General features: G+C 33.6%; 14 protein-coding genes. 6 read left to right on the top strand and 8 right to left on the bottom strand.

The annotated features are described in order from the left end of the window. Positions 1 to 3: 3 nt before the first annotated feature. Positions 4 to 600 carry a ribosome biogenesis GTP-binding protein YihA/YsxC gene (yihA, locus tag AAGD99_RS02435; protein WP_375316731.1) on the bottom strand — a complete coding sequence of 199 codons (597 nt, stop codon included), beginning with the start codon at positions 598 to 600 and terminating at the stop codon, positions 4 to 6. A gap of 103 nt (positions 601 to 703) precedes the next feature. Here yihA and prfA point away from each other — a divergent pair, with 103 nt between their 5' ends. Continuing rightward, entirely contained in the window at positions 704 to 1,783 is a 1,080-nt protein-coding gene (gene prfA / locus AAGD99_RS02430; protein WP_341822483.1) for a peptide chain release factor 1, read from the top strand. 28 nt (positions 1,784 to 1,811) lie between these two features. Here the strand turns inward: prfA and AAGD99_RS02425 are convergent, their stop codons facing one another. Then, positions 1,812 to 2,894 carry a multidrug effflux MFS transporter gene (locus AAGD99_RS02425; RefSeq protein ID WP_341822482.1) on the bottom strand — a complete coding sequence of 361 codons (1,083 nt, stop codon included), beginning with the start codon at positions 2,892 to 2,894 and terminating at the stop codon, positions 1,812 to 1,814. A 500-nt stretch (positions 2,895 to 3,394) separates the two neighbouring features. Between AAGD99_RS02425 and AAGD99_RS02420 the strand changes: the two genes are divergently transcribed. Both AAGD99_RS02420 and AAGD99_RS02415 read left to right on the top strand, forming a co-directional pair. Beyond that, the gene (locus AAGD99_RS02420) at positions 3,395 to 4,408 is read left to right on the top strand and encodes an IS110 family transposase (RefSeq protein ID WP_253309747.1); all 1,014 of its coding nucleotides are present in this window, start codon (positions 3,395 to 3,397) and stop codon (positions 4,406 to 4,408) included. A 402-nt stretch (positions 4,409 to 4,810) separates the two neighbouring features. Then, positions 4,811 to 5,740 carry an AEC family transporter gene (locus AAGD99_RS02415; protein WP_253309260.1) on the top strand — a complete coding sequence of 310 codons (930 nt, stop codon included), beginning with the start codon at positions 4,811 to 4,813 and terminating at the stop codon, positions 5,738 to 5,740. Positions 5,741 to 6,035: 295 nt separating this feature from the next. On the opposite strand, the gene AAGD99_RS02410 is transcribed toward AAGD99_RS02415, so the two are convergent. The 3 genes from AAGD99_RS02410 to AAGD99_RS02400 form a co-directional block, all read right to left on the bottom strand. Continuing rightward, positions 6,036 to 6,350, bottom strand: coding sequence for an FtsB family cell division protein (locus AAGD99_RS02410; protein ID WP_253309259.1), 315 nt, complete (start codon positions 6,348 to 6,350; stop codon positions 6,036 to 6,038). A 49-nt stretch (positions 6,351 to 6,399) separates the two neighbouring features. Beyond that, a complete protein-coding gene (gene ykgO / locus AAGD99_RS02405) occupies positions 6,400 to 6,528 on the bottom strand; it encodes a type B 50S ribosomal protein L36 (protein WP_006279631.1) in 129 nt (42 codons plus the stop codon). Positions 6,529 to 6,597: 69 nt separating this feature from the next. Next, positions 6,598 to 7,416: a pyruvate, water dikinase regulatory protein gene (locus AAGD99_RS02400; protein ID WP_341822480.1), complete on the bottom strand. Its 819-nt coding sequence runs from the start codon at positions 7,414 to 7,416 to the stop codon at positions 6,598 to 6,600. 150 nt (positions 7,417 to 7,566) lie between these two features. Here AAGD99_RS02400 and ccmC point away from each other — a divergent pair, with 150 nt between their 5' ends. Next, entirely contained in the window at positions 7,567 to 8,277 is a 711-nt protein-coding gene (gene ccmC / locus AAGD99_RS02395; RefSeq protein WP_264732341.1) for a heme ABC transporter permease CcmC, read from the top strand. Between the two features lie 58 nt (positions 8,278 to 8,335). Here ccmC and AAGD99_RS02390 read toward each other — a convergent pair whose 3' ends face one another. Both AAGD99_RS02390 and AAGD99_RS02385 read right to left on the bottom strand, forming a co-directional pair. Next, complete coding sequence (locus AAGD99_RS02390) at positions 8,336 to 8,470, bottom strand: hypothetical protein (RefSeq protein WP_341822479.1); 135 nt, start codon at positions 8,468 to 8,470, stop codon at positions 8,336 to 8,338. A gap of 231 nt (positions 8,471 to 8,701) precedes the next feature. After that, positions 8,702 to 10,363 carry a hypothetical protein gene (locus AAGD99_RS02385; RefSeq protein WP_341822478.1) on the bottom strand — a complete coding sequence of 554 codons (1,662 nt, stop codon included), beginning with the start codon at positions 10,361 to 10,363 and terminating at the stop codon, positions 8,702 to 8,704. 180 nt (positions 10,364 to 10,543) lie between these two features. On the opposite strand from AAGD99_RS02385, the gene AAGD99_RS02380 reads away from it, so the two are divergent. After that, the gene (locus AAGD99_RS02380; RefSeq protein ID WP_264688480.1) at positions 10,544 to 11,821 is read left to right on the top strand and encodes an adenylosuccinate synthase; all 1,278 of its coding nucleotides are present in this window, start codon (positions 10,544 to 10,546) and stop codon (positions 11,819 to 11,821) included. A 76-nt stretch (positions 11,822 to 11,897) separates the two neighbouring features. Here AAGD99_RS02380 and AAGD99_RS02375 read toward each other — a convergent pair whose 3' ends face one another. Further along, positions 11,898 to 12,089, bottom strand: a complete 192-nt coding sequence (locus AAGD99_RS02375) for a hypothetical protein (RefSeq protein ID WP_341822477.1) — start codon at positions 12,087 to 12,089, stop codon at positions 11,898 to 11,900. A gap of 97 nt (positions 12,090 to 12,186) precedes the next feature. Here AAGD99_RS02375 and AAGD99_RS02370 point away from each other — a divergent pair, with 97 nt between their 5' ends. After that, positions 12,187 to 14,544: a hypothetical protein gene (locus AAGD99_RS02370; RefSeq protein ID WP_341822476.1), complete on the top strand. Its 2,358-nt coding sequence runs from the start codon at positions 12,187 to 12,189 to the stop codon at positions 14,542 to 14,544. Positions 14,545 to 14,662: the final 118 nt, after the last annotated feature.

Raw genomic sequence — 14,662 nt, 5'->3', positions numbered from 1 at the left:
TTTTTATCTTGTAAACTTGAAAAACTCATCTCTTACCTTGATTATTTTATGCTTAACACGGATGCTTATTTGATGAATTGACACATTCTCATTATTAATCCATTTTTGAGTATCTTCTAGAATGGCATCTAGGCTTTTTTGACTCACTTTATCTATTTTTGTTAGCACAACGTTAAAGTTAATATTATTATATATTAACCAATAAATGAAGTCTTTGTCTATTTCTTTTAATCCTACCTTGCTATCTATCAACACAAACACTCTTCTTAGATTTTTTCTTTGAATTAGATAATACTCAATTAAGTTTAAATATTGTATAATTTCCTCCTTACCTGCATGAGAATAACCATACCCTGGTAGGTCAACAAGTCTGAATTTATCATTGTACATAGAGTAAAAATTTATTTGTCTAGTACATCCAGGTTTAGAGGAAACTCTGGCAGCTTTTTTGCTGTTTATCAGTAAGTTGATCAGACTGGATTTTCCTACATTTGATCTACCAGCAAACGCAATCTCTGGAGCCGACTCATCTGGTAATGATTTCATGTCCGAAGCTCCAAATATGAAATTGCAGCTTGATGTTATCTGTCTTGCCATTATATTCAAGTAGAAGGTAGTAGATATATTATAGTGTTATTGCTTGATATAAGAAATTTTTTATTTCAGTATATATTACTTAGTTAAAATACTAGATCTGTGCTATATGAATATAGAGAATAATTTACAAGACTTAAAGAAAAAATTTAATGATATAGAAAGGAACTTGGAAAACCTTACCAATTTAAGTCAAAAAGAATTCATTACCCTTTCAAAGGAATACTCTGAGCTCAGGCCAATAATCAAGATAATTGATGAATATAACACGCTGAAAGAGGAAATTTCAGATTTAGAAGAAATAATGAAGGATGAAAACAGCGAAGGTGATATAAAAGAGTTAGCAAAAGAAGAATTTTTCGAAAAGCACAAGGTATTATTACCAAAAGTAAAAGCAAAACTAAAGTTAGCATTATTGCCTAAAGATGAAGATGACTCAAGAAATGCAATATTAGAAATTAGAGCAGGTACAGGAGGAGAAGAAGCAGCATTATTTGCAGCAATGTTATTTCGTATGTATCAAAAATATGCAGAAAGAAGAAATTGGAAGTTCGAGCCAATAAGCATTTCTAATACAGGTATAGGTGGCTATAAGGAAGCTTCTGCACTCATTAATGGAACAGAAGTTTTTGCAAGGTTGAAATTTGAATCAGGAGCACACAGAGTACAGAGAGTGCCAGAAACTGAATCCTCAGGAAGGTTACATACCTCTGCCGCTACTGTTGCGATATTACCTGAAGTAGAAGAAGTTGACTTTAAAATAGAAGAAAAAGACTTACGAATAGATGTTTATAGATCCAGTGGTCCTGGAGGGCAATCAGTGAATACAACTGACAGCGCAGTAAGGGTCACCCACTTGCCAACAGGGATAATTGTAATACAGCAAGATGAAAAATCGCAGCACAAAAATAAAGCTAAAGCGCTTAAAGTATTGAGGGCAAGGCTATACGAAATTGAAAGACAAAAAAAAGAAATGGAAAGGTCAACAATGAGAAAAAGTCAGATTGGCTCTGGTGATCGTTCCGAGCGCATAAGAACATATAATTTTCCACAATCAAGAATAACAGACCACAGAATTAATCTAACTTCACATCGGCTAGAGCAGATTATAAAAGAAGGTGAACTAGATGAATTTATTGAGGCATTAATTTCACGTAATGAAGCAGAAAGATTGGCCGGGGAAAGTTAATCGCTCACATCTGTAAAAAGATCATTAATTATACCGGATCTTTTAAAAACAATAAACAGGCAGTAAAAACAAGTTCTAGTACTATCGCGGATAGAACAAGAACAGCTACACTAATTGCTTGACCGTTGTAAACGTAGCTTGTTAAGCCGATAAAAATAGCCATGATAAAAGCTCTAATGAACGAGACTGCAGAAGAAGCTGTGCCTTTAATTTCAGGGAAAACATTTATTGATGCATTAAAAATCACTGGCTGGCAAATTGCACAACCGATAGAAAAAATAATCATAGACAGTGTTACTAAGTAGAAAGAGTGGGGTACAATTATACTGAATATTACAAGCAATAGAGACCCAATAGCACCCACGCTCGTACCAGAAATTACACACCATATTGCTCCAAGTTTCTGTAAGATTTTGCCAGCAAATAGACTAATGAGTGAGAAGCACCCAACTATTGCACCTTGATGTAGTGCATAAATAGTGCTAGATAAACCAAAAGTCTTCATATACAGAAAAGGTCCACAAGTGATGAATGACATATAAGCGGCAGAAAAGAGGCTTGACATTAAAGACAACGTAACAAACCTCGGACTAGATAGTAGTTTTCTGTAATCTTTCATTATTTTTTTCAAACTGAAAGCATCGCGATCCTTTTTTGTTTCTGGTAACAGAAAAAGCAGCAAAACCCAAGAGATCAAACAAAGTATTGCAACAGTTGCATAATTACCACGCCATCCTACAATTTCATTAATGAAACTGCCTAACACTGGCGCAATTGCCATGACAACTGTAAGAACAGAATTCATGATTCCAATAAATTTCACCGCTTCGTCGCCTTTGTAGCTGTCTGCAACGATTGCAAACACAACTACAGATGTGCTAACACCAATGCCCTGAACAAAGCGAGAAATTAAAAGCAAAAAAATCGACGGTGCAAAAACACAACCAACAGCGCCGATTAATAACAAAGTGTTACCTATGATCATAATCCTTCTTCTGCCATAGCATTCAGACAATGGACCAAAAAACAACCCTCCTATGCAAAAGCCTAGGAAATTATAAGCAATAGTTAATTGAATTGTGCCTTCTGATACGTTAAAATAGTGCACCATATCAGGAAAACTAGGTACGGAAATGTCAATTTCAATGAACTTAGCAATTAGAGACAGGATTAATAGAAAGGGTAGTAACATTTGAAATTTTTAATTAATGAATAAAAATATCACATTTAAAGCGTTGAAAGAAGAACATTTTTTACTGTTATTAAAATGGTTAGAAACACCTCATGTGAAGCTATGGTGGGTAAATTGGACACTAGGGTTAATTAAAGAAAAATATGACAACTATGTTAAAGCCCTTACTCTCTGTCCTAACTTTACTTATTTCCTCTTGTATCTTGTAAAAAGCATCTAATGTTTTAAGCTTAAGCATTAGGTGGAGGAGGGAAGAACTCTGTTTCTCCTCTTAGATATAAAATCTGTAAGTAAGATAAGAGTTCCCTCCTCAAAAGTATAGGCTGGACGGTATCGTAGAAAGACCTAAATGGCTCTAATTCTGTATCCACAAGGTTAGCCTTACTTTTCGTTTTAAATGGTAACGTATGGGGTTATATATGATCAACAACTTTCTTGGAATTGATGTATCAAAAGATCGCTTTGATGTTTTTCTTTCATTCATAAGTAAAAAAGAAAAGCGTGAAACTAGGAAAAGGAGCTTTAAGAACGATGATCTTGGGTTTCAAGGTCTGCTGAGTTTTCTACAAAAGCATAATGTGGAAGAAGTAAAGGCATGCATGGAGGCTACTGGTTGTTATAGCGAAGCTTTGGCTGAATTTTTGCACAATGCTGGACATTTTGTTAGTGTTGTAAATCCTTATTGTATTAAATCTTATGCGAGGAGTAAGCTCGTAAGACAAAAGAATGATCAGACTGATGCAGAAATTATTGCTGATTATTGCCAAAGACAGGAACCAACTCGTTGGACACCACCTTCTTCTGAATTGAAAAAACTAAGACATCTTTATCGTTGCTCGGCTGCGTTAAAAGATGAATTGACATTAATGAATAATCATCTAGAAAAAAAAGAGAGACTACCTAAAGAAGTTGCAACTGCTTGGGAAGACCTTGCAATGAATATAACTCAAAAAATAGAAACAATAAAAAACTCCATACATGAACTATTAAAGCAACACAAAGAGTTATTGGAAAATTTTCAACTTCTATTGACTATTCCAGGTATAGGAGAGGAGTCAGCAATAGCTATTTTAGCTGAAGTTCCTGACATAAAGGCTTTTAGAGATGCCAGGCAATTGGCAGCATACGCAGGAGTTATACCACGAAATATGACGTCAGGTTCATCTGTATATGGCAAACCCAGATTAAGTAAATCAGGTTCACAAACATTACGTAAGGCTCTGTTCTTTCCTGCCATAGTAGCTAAGAATCACAATCCTATCATTATGAGTTTTTGCCAAATATTAAAGGAAAAGGGTAAGCATAATATGGCCATCGTTGGTGCTGCAATGCGTAAACTACTCCATATCATTTTCGGTATCCTGACATCCAAAAGTGCTTTTGATCCAAATCATATCAAGAATTACAGAACTAGGATGTTGACTGTGGTTTAAAATCAAAAAATGCTTCCAATCCATTCAACATATTCACTAACTGTAATCTGTGTACTGTTACACAATCGGAAGTATTTTTTGATTTTATGATACAGCTTGAGTAATTTTTTTGTTGACTAGCAAGACGGTATCTTACTTTTTCAACAGTCCGTCTAAATTACCACAAGCAGTTTAATTTTTCATCATTATTCAAAAATATGCAAGGAGCTTTATAGAAACTTAACATAATTTTATCATAAAAATGTCATTCTTAAGTCTTATGTAAAAACAAATTTTGACACTAAGTGAATCTTTTTTAATTAACTATGAGCTGGATAAATTGGAAAATAAATTTTGTTTACTTTTATAATACCTTAAGATCTAATATCACTTTATCAGTCAAAAGTATCACAATAGGCTAGTATGTTCCTTACTCTTTTCCTAAAAATATTACCTATTTATATTACAATATTTATTGGTTATTTATCAGGAAAATGTCTTAAAATTGACAGAAACACTATATCTCAAATACTCTTTTATATAGCTAATCCAATAGTGATTTTATATGGAGTCTCTCATACAGAAGTTAATTTAAAAGTAATTTCTCTGCCGATTTTGATATGGTTTATAGGTAGCACTATGTCCTTATCAGTGTATTATCTTTCTTCTTTTTTATTTAAGGATAACACGAGAAACATATTAGCGTTTAGCTCGGGCAGCACAAGTATGGGTTATTTTGGCCTGCCGATTGCCATGGCTTTGTTTGATGAAGATTCAGTATCTGTATATGTTGTTTGTTATATAGGAATGGCGTTGTTTGAAAATAGCTTAGGATTTTACATAGCTGCAAATGGTATTTATACCGCAAAAGAATGCATATTAAAGTTGTTCAAACTTCCTTCGCTTTATGCGATGGTTCTGGGCTTCTTTTTAAGTATATATGATATACAAATACCTACTTTTTTAACAGATGTTATGATGAATATTAGAAGTACATTTGTCACATTAGGGATGATGCTACTTGGAGTGAGCATTGCAAATATTACAAGCTTTAAAGTAGATTGGAAGCTTGCTTTGATCACTATTACAGCAAAGTACGTATTCTGGCCACTGTTTGTTTTAGGAATTGTCCTTCTAGACAAACATGTTATAGGTGTATACGACGAGAGTATATATAAAGCACTGATGTTGCTGGCTATTATTCCAGTTTCTGGGTCCAGTATAATACTTGCTAATATTTTGAATTATCAACCAGATAAAGCTACTCTGTTGCTTCTAATTAGTACTGCAGTGGGACTATTTTATGTTCCACTAATAATATCATTATTTTTTACTAAACTTATTCTTTTTTGATCAAGCGGTAGATAAAACTTAAATTTACACTAGCTTCTTGCATAATCACATAAAAAACCTACTCTTTTTTGTCATTCCAGCGCGTGACGCTGGAATCTAGTTTCACTTTATGATGGTGTCATGAAAGTAACTGGCACTGGAATCCAGAAAAAAGAATGGTGTCATGAAAGTAGCTGACACTGGTTCACTCTATAATGATGTCATTCCAGTGTCAAGCACTGGAATGACATCATAGGGGCACTGGGATGACAAGAAAGGGGCTTGAATGACAGGAGGTAACGCAAGAAGTCTACTGCTATTCCACGTCAAGAACAACCATAAGTTCATTAGGGTTCACATAACCTAAAGCATTTTTTGCTTGCTCATCAAGCAGATCTAAATCTAAGCTTTTTTCATATAAGCCAAATACTTTATTGTCCAACTTTTCCTTTTCAGAAGAGACATCCTTTAGCAAAAGCTTATTGTACTCAATCTCTTTTTTTAAGTCGATTAACGTCAATAAGCCACGTTTACCTGTAATTGTGCTAATGCTAAAATATAATGTAAGAGAAGAAATGAATAAGGCTGCGCTTAAACACAATAACTTTTGCTTCTTTTTAGGTATAAACACCGTACTTTCACATACAAGAAATGTATAACATGAAAAGGTGAACAAAAAGCTAAGAACCTTGACGCGCTTTACACCTTGGCTTTACCTTGTTTATAATGTAAATCTTACCACCCCTTTTCACAACTTTACAATTTTTATCTCTGTTACGATGAGATTTTAGCGACCCTTTGACTTTCATATCTATAGTAAGAATTAAATTATCTTACATTATGATCACTTACAGAGAGTTAGTCAATTGATAAATTTTTCACATTTTATTAAAATACTGTATAATTGTTGCTGATACTTCTTCGATTGACTTTTGCGTGACATCAATAATTGGCCAGTTATTCTGCTTAAATAGTTCCTCTGCTTCTTTAATTTCCTTTTCTACTTTTCTAGGATTAGCATATATATTATTATCTTCGTTGTTAATTGAAGTAAGTCTATTTTTGCGTATTTCTATTAGCCTACTTACGTCTATTGTTACCCCTATTGTTAGTTTATTTTTTAATTTTGCCAAGTCGACATAAAAGGGTACTCCACTAACAAAAGGAATATTTGCAACCTTATAGCCTCGATAAGCTAAATACGTACTGGTGGGAGATTTTGATGTACGTGAAACTCCAACCAAAATTATATCTGCTTTATCAATATCTTGAATATTTTGCCCATCATCATGATTAATAGTGTAGTTTATTGCCTCAATGCGCTGAAAATATTCGTTATTTATCTCAGTATGCAAGTCAAGCTTTTCGTCTTTTTCAATTTCAAGATAGGACGAAATTTCTCTAATAATATGTGATAATATTGCTCTATAGGGAATTTTCAACTTTATACAGTTATCTTTTAGATATTTTCTTAGCTCATCATCAGTAATAGTGCATATAACAAAATTATGCTCATCACTTTTCCTATTAATTTCCTCCAGAATTTTGTCAATCTGCTCTTCTCCTTTTACAAAAGACCAAACATATTCGATCGTTTCTATAGAACGAAAGTGTTTCAGAGCTGATTTTGCAACTGATATAACAGTTTCACCACTTGAATCTGATACTAAGTGTAAATTAAGCTTTTTAAGGGTCATGTTTTATATAGTGTTATACTAAAAATAATAGCAAGCAATCGGCTACTGAAATTGTGCTAATTTGTTAATCTATGTCAATGCAGAAAAACTATCCTGTTGATAAAACTCAAACTAATTGGTAAATTCTTAACGCAATTATTCTCAAAACGAATGTTTTTATTAAAGCCTACAAATTTCACTTCTTTTTCTAAAAAAGCACTACCTTGGCTTGGGGTTATTTGTTTCGCATGTTTTTTAATTGGAATGTTTTTGGCGTTACTCTTCTCCCCAGAGGATTATAAACAAGGAGAAATTGTACGAATTATGTACATTCATGTGCCTTCTGCATGGCTTGCTCTTGGAATATATGGACTCATTGCATCACTTAGTTTCATTTCATTGGTGTGGAACAATAGCATTGCTAGTGTCTTGGCACATGCTGCTGCTCCTGCAGGGACAGTCTTTTCTGCAATATGCTTAATCACAGGTAGCATCTGGGGAAAAGGAACCTGGGGCACTTGGTGGGTATGGGATGCAAGGCTTACTTCAATGCTAATTTTATTTTTCCTATATGTTGGCTACCTTTCATTGTGGAGCGCTTTTGATAATGAAGCGAGGGCAGAAAAATCAGCAGCAGTATTTGCCATTTTTAGTGCTATAAATATTCCCGTAGTAAAATTTTCTGTGAATTTATGGTCTACTCTCCATCAGCCAGCAAGCATTTTGAGAAGAGGTGGAGTAGCAATAGAAAGTTCTTTGCTGTTGCCACTCATTGTAATGTTTATGTTTTGTGCCACATTTTTTTTAGTAGTGTGGATACTATACTCACTTCACTTAATTAATTTGTACAAAATAAAGAGAGAAATCAGTATGCGGTATTAGGTAGCTTTGTAAGTATACAGGTAAATATGCTAGAGAAAATTAGGTAAAATATCTTTGGTCACTTTAAATACTTGCCTGCTGAAACTGAAGAACGTGCTATGTTATGTGATCTAACTAATTTTAAAAGCAGCAATGACCAACTAATACCAAACTTCGTTATTGGGAAGACAAATAGAATATACGATAAATTCACTTAAACCTCCAGTTATAGGCGGAAAGCACTCTTTTTCATTTGTCTCATTATTATTGAGAATTGGTATAACTAGAATAGATCAGGTATTGAATCGAGATCAACTTGAACATTTTACCAACGTTCTTGAAACATATGATGCAACGGCACGTAGTTTTTACGATGAGGTGCACTGTAAAATAGCAACCGTTGTAACCATGAACTCTAAAATATTTAAAGAGCCTACTAGTATCTTTAATGTAAGTGTTCATGTGATTCCACAGATAATCTCTGTTTTTTTATTTTATCTGTCCATTTATCATTTTCTATATCTTGTTTGTTGGTTGCTCTTTTTTCTTGCTCAACAATTGCCTTATCTACCTTCTGATAAATTGCATCAATTGCATTAATTGCATTTTTTTCTTTGTATACTTCGCTTTTCCCTTCAATAATTAACTTAATAAAAGTATTTACAACAGACTGCACTTGATTATGATTAACCTGACCTTTTATCAAAGAAGGTAAAGAGCCTAATTCCATTATATGTTGACCTATGTTATTCTTTATACCTTCTGTATGCATTAACTTTATTATTTCATCATCAAACTCTTTCAATACTTCTGATGCTATTTTACCTTGAAAGGAAAGCCCTAAATTATCTGCTACTTCACTTATTAATAACTCTCTGTTTTCTTTATTATCTTCCAATTTAGCATAATCACTCAATAGATCCATAACTGTAGATACTCTGACTTCAACAAGATCATTAACATCTTCTAGAGCAGAGCCTGATCTCAACAACCTATCTCTGAGATTTTCGCTTAAAAGATTGATAAACTCTTTATTTGCATCCGATCCTGTAGCAGATATTGTACCATCTAAATAGTTACTTTGAGTACCTAAGCTATGCTCTATTTGTATTTTTATCTCAGGTTTAAATCCTAATTTTGCACAGAATTTCTGAAAATATTCTTTAATAATGTCAAACAAGCTCTTGCCATTATCTTTATAATTTTTTAACTCTTTAGGAATAGTAAGTGACAATTTACCATCTCTGTATGTTACAAAGTCTTTACCATCTTGAGACTCAAGTGTAAATTCTAATGAGTTAGACAGATCACATATCTTATCACCATGCATAACTTGATTTTTAACAGAGAGTATTGGTAGCCTCATGTCAGATCTAATTCTTACATTATTTTGGTTAGCACAATCAATATTTATTACTTTTTTAGGATTTTCTACTATGAACGACTGTCCAAGTGCAAGTTGGGTTTGTATAAATGGAGCAGCCTCATACCCTGCTTGATTACAATTGGTGACTAGCTCTTCTAAAATAGCATTACTTGGAACTTCTGCCCCAGCGTATCTGAACATTTTCTTGAAAACTTCTTTTGCAAAGGAACGGTAGTCTTTGTTTTCATCTTTCTCTGTTGGTAATAGATGTTGGCCAGCATTGTAAAATTCTTCAAATTCTTTCTTATATGAATCGGTCTTTTGATGATCAGCAATTTTGGGATTTTCACAGTGATTTTTCCATAGCTCACCCAATGCATTACTTACAAGCTCTTTCTCAATATCTTCGAGTACTGAAGCAACAAAAGCTTTGCCATGATCCGTATCTATTTCTCTTGTTCCTTTTTTGTTAAATATTTCGTCATTATATATATCATCACTATTAAAAAGTTCGCTTTTGCGGTGCTTAGCTCCTTCCTTAAATGCAATAATAAGATTTTTATCTATTTCTTTTCCGTTAATAATAAAATTCATCCTTTGAAAATCTAAGAACATTGTTTCACCAGAATTTGCTAATTCATTATCTTGACCTGCTCTTAATTTACTAAAATTGAACTCTTTAGCTGTGGCCTTTAATCTAACTACTGGACTCTTATTATTTTTTCCTTTTGCCTCTTTCATAAATAACACCTTACTGTAAATATGCTGTAAGTTATATCATATAATGATGAATAATTTGGTAATATATTAAGAAAATCGACAGTATATTTCTTTATTTAAGAGGTGCAGGAAAGGCGCAGATTTCTCTTTCCATTTGTAGCGTACTGCATTAATATTTATGTATTAATTTAGAAAATAATGATGAATAACATTGTAATTGTTGGTCTGCAATGGGGTGACGAAGGCAAGGGTAAAATAGTAGATTATCTTTCTGGGAATGCAGATGTAGTTGTGAGATTTCAGGGAGGAAATAATGCAGGGCACACTATAGTAATAGATGATGAGGTTTATAAATTAAATTTACTGCCCTCTGCTGTTTTGAGAACGGGCAAAATATCTATCATAGGAAACGGTGTTGCTCTTGATTCACATGCTCTAATCTCAGAAATAGAGTCATTGAAAGTTAAAGGAGTGGACGTAAACTATAACAACTTGATGGTATCCGAGAGCTGTCCATTAATACTTAGCGTACATAAGGACAAGGAAAAGCTATTTGAAGATTTAAACGGAAATCACAAAATTGGTACAACAAACAAAGGGATAGGGCCATGTTATGAAGATAAAGTTGGAAGGAGAGCTATACGCCTTTGTGATTTAGAAAACGCAGATGAGCTCAATAAAAGAGTGGATACTCTTCTGAATTACCACAATGCTATCAGAAAAGGCCTTAACTACCAGGTGGTTAAAAAAGAAGAAATATTAAAAGAAATTCAAGGGATTTCAAAAAAAATTCTTTCATATAAAAAACCTGTGTGGAGGATATTAAATGACTTTGTGAAAGAAGGTAAGAAAATAATATTTGAAGGCGCCCAAGGCACATTTTTAGATATCGACCACGGAACTTACCCTTTTGTTACTTCAAGTAATACTGTAGCGTCGCAAGCAATAACAGGCTCAGGATTAGCCTCCAATGCTTACATTATTGGTGTGGTAAAAGCTTATACAACAAGAGTGGGCAATGGTCCATTCCCTACTGAGCAAAAGAACGAGATTGGAGATAGCTTATTTACTATAGGCAAGGAGCTTGGAACAGTGAGCAATAGAAGAAGGCGCTGCGGATGGTTTGACGCAGTTTTAGTGCGCCAGGCTGTGCAACTTTCTGGAGTTTCAAGCATTGTATTAACCAAATTAGATGTGCTTGATTCTTTTGATACAATTAAAATATGCACTGGTTACAAGTATAGCGGGAAAATGTATGATTATTTACCCGCATCGCATTCAATACAGGAGGAATTAGAGCCAATATATGAAGAGTTTCCTGGCTGGAAAGAAAATACTCAAGGTAAAAGGTCGATTGAAGCATTGCCTATCAATTTAATAAAATATATAGACAAGTTAGAAAAATTAATAGGTGTACCAATTCATCTAATTTCAACTAGTCCAAAAAGAGAGGATGTTATTAAGCTTAAAGATTTCTGAAAACGTCTTTTAACTTTTATCCAATAAAAAAAATACTTGCATAACTCAAAATACTAAGTCTATTATATAAGATATATTATAAACTTATAGTGATACCAATTCTCAATAATAATGAGACAAATGAAAAAGAGTGCTTTCCGCCTATAACTGGAGGTTTAAGTGAATTTATCGTATATTCTATTTGTCTTCCCAATAACGAAGTTTGGTATGAGTAGTGTACAATGAAAGATAAAAGCTTAAGTTTAACACTTGCAGTTATTTTCAACACAATTAAGTTAATAATAAAAGTTAGTGTAGAACGTGGTTTGATTTTTTTGAATATATGTTAATTAGTATAATATAAATATAGTCAAAGGAGGTGTGTTATGATTGGAGGTTTGACTAAGGGAGACAAAGCAGCAGAGGCAGGAAAAACAAGTGATCAGTCAGAGAATTATGATGTTGAATCAGTTATAAGGGCAGCATCATGTACCTGGTATGCAATACATCGCCTACTGGTGTTGTATGGAGAAGAAAAAGAAAAATTATGTTATTCATCACGGTTTACACTACCTTTTATATCTCTCAAGAACCGTATCAATGAAGTGGAAAAAGAAAATCCTTCCACTAAGGACTCTGCTACAATAAAGTTCTGCCGCTCAATTGCAGAAAATGATAAATTATGCAAAGAATTAAGAAATTTAAATAATCTTGCTGAAAATTTTGCCAATAAAGAATTTGATTCTCAATTAGAGAAGATAATAACAGGTTTTAAACTAAAAGATCTAGAAGACAAGGTAGGCTTCTTAGTACTTTTGAAAGAAGAAAGTGACTTCACTGCTATACAAAAGGCTTATAGGGATGAGTGGAGTTTTTATGACCTAATAAACGATAGAGATTTTAAACAAACGTACATAGATAAAGTAGTAACAGAGTCTGCTAATAAGAGCTTTAAGGAAGATATAAATAAATGCATAGAGTTGGCAGAGCAGGGAAAAAAAGCTGCAAGTAAATATTTTGAGAGGAAAGACGTAGAGCTTCAAGCTTATTACACAGAAACTGATAACGCTCATAGAGTTTTGAATGTTAACCTTATTAATTACAATAGAAGTGAGCCAACAAGAATTAGTGACATTTTACAGCAAGAGAAAGATATTAAAGAATTGAATATCTATTGCAATAAAAAACATGAAATACACGCTCATCAAGAAGATAAGAAAAGATATTATGAATTTAAAGAAGGCGCATATTATGAAATGGCAAGCACTTGGCCTGTAGAGAATGGATCCAGAATGTGTACCATGATTATGAATGTGAGTAGTAGCGGCATAACTGAAGTACTAAAATTTGATGGTGAAGATTTTGTGTCATCGGAGGAGATCCTAGAATTAATAAAGCAAAATGATGAATTATATATTCAAGGCCTCGTCTTACATGATGCTGTAATGAAATCACTAGAAAAGGGTAAGGCTGCTGATGTTGTACCTACTGCTAATAATAATTTTCAAAATGAATCTATAGTGGCCTATCAAGATAAGGAACCAGGGGGGGAATCGAAAGGTCCAGACCCTAAAGTTGATGATGACAATAGCCTTCCTTCTTCTCCTTCTATTAATAGCAATGCATTAATTCAAACAGAAGTCAATTTACAGCACACTGAAACTCAACCAGAAGTTGCTTCACAACAAATGGATGAATTGATTTTAAATAATCAGATGCTGTCCGAAGAAAACGTTGAATTGAAGCAAGAAGAAGCAGAGTTGCAAGTGATAAATAAAAAGCACCATGAATTAACACAAGAAAATCAGCAACTACAGGAGAAACTAGAAACAACCCAAGCAGAAGATAATCAAACAATTGTAAAAGAGAGGCAGAATAGCGATTTACAAGATAAACTTGAAAAAAAGGAGCGAGGATCCAAGGCAGAAATAGATGCAATGCGTAAGGAGTTAACGCAGCTTAAAGAAAACCTGAAGAGGAATGAGGAAGAATTTAAAAGTGTGCATGAAGAAAAAAGAAAGCTAGAGGACAAGCTGAAAGGTGTTAATACAGAAAAGAAGGAATCAGAAGATAAATTAAAAGAATTTGAAAAAGAGATAGACCAAGCAGCACACATAATGAAGGAAAAGGAGCAGTCTATAAGCAATTTAAAATATCAAATGCTAGGGTTGGAAAATGAGTATAAAGCACAACTGGAATCTTATGAACAAGAGATAGGAAAGTTAGAAAACATGCATGATGAGTTTAAAGAGTATGTAGCATCAATATTGGAATCCATGGATAGAGAGCATGAAGATGAGATTAAGGAATTGGAAGAGAGCCGTGATGCATTGGGCGACATCATTGCAGATAAAGTTTTGGATATTGAAGGTCTGACGAAAGAATTACAAGACAGTAAAAAAGAAATAGAAGATTTGCGTAATCAAGTAGAAATGTTGAGTGCAGAAACGTTTGCTGACAAACAAAAGGGCCTCAACGATCAATTTTATACTCTAACAGGAGACATTTCTAGTGAGCCTGATAATGCTCCACGAAAGAAGATAGAGTTATCCAGATCTTTAAGCTTTGATAGTGAATCTTATGTTCTACTAGAAGGGGAGAGAAGATCACTCAGATCTTCAAGCATTGATGACGGATATGGTAGCGGTAAGGAAAATTGTGATGATGATTTATCTTCCAACATAACTACAACTTCTATTGAGAAGGTGGCAGAGAGTAGAAACGTAGGTAAGGCATTATTGTGAAGATGATTGGGGTTAAGTTGCAAGAGAAATACTTAAGTGGGGTGCAAAAAGTCTTTTGTGTTGATAATAATTTAAAATCTATAGTAGACTGAAAAAGATTATTAAATTATAATATAAC

Origin of the sequence: Wolbachia endosymbiont (group A) of Clivina fossor (assembly GCF_964026865.1) — a bacterium.
Taxonomy (GTDB): Bacteria; Pseudomonadota; Alphaproteobacteria; order Rickettsiales; family Anaplasmataceae; genus Wolbachia.
Note: the sequence above shows the minus strand (reverse complement) of the source record. Positions and strands in the feature narration are given on the sequence as shown.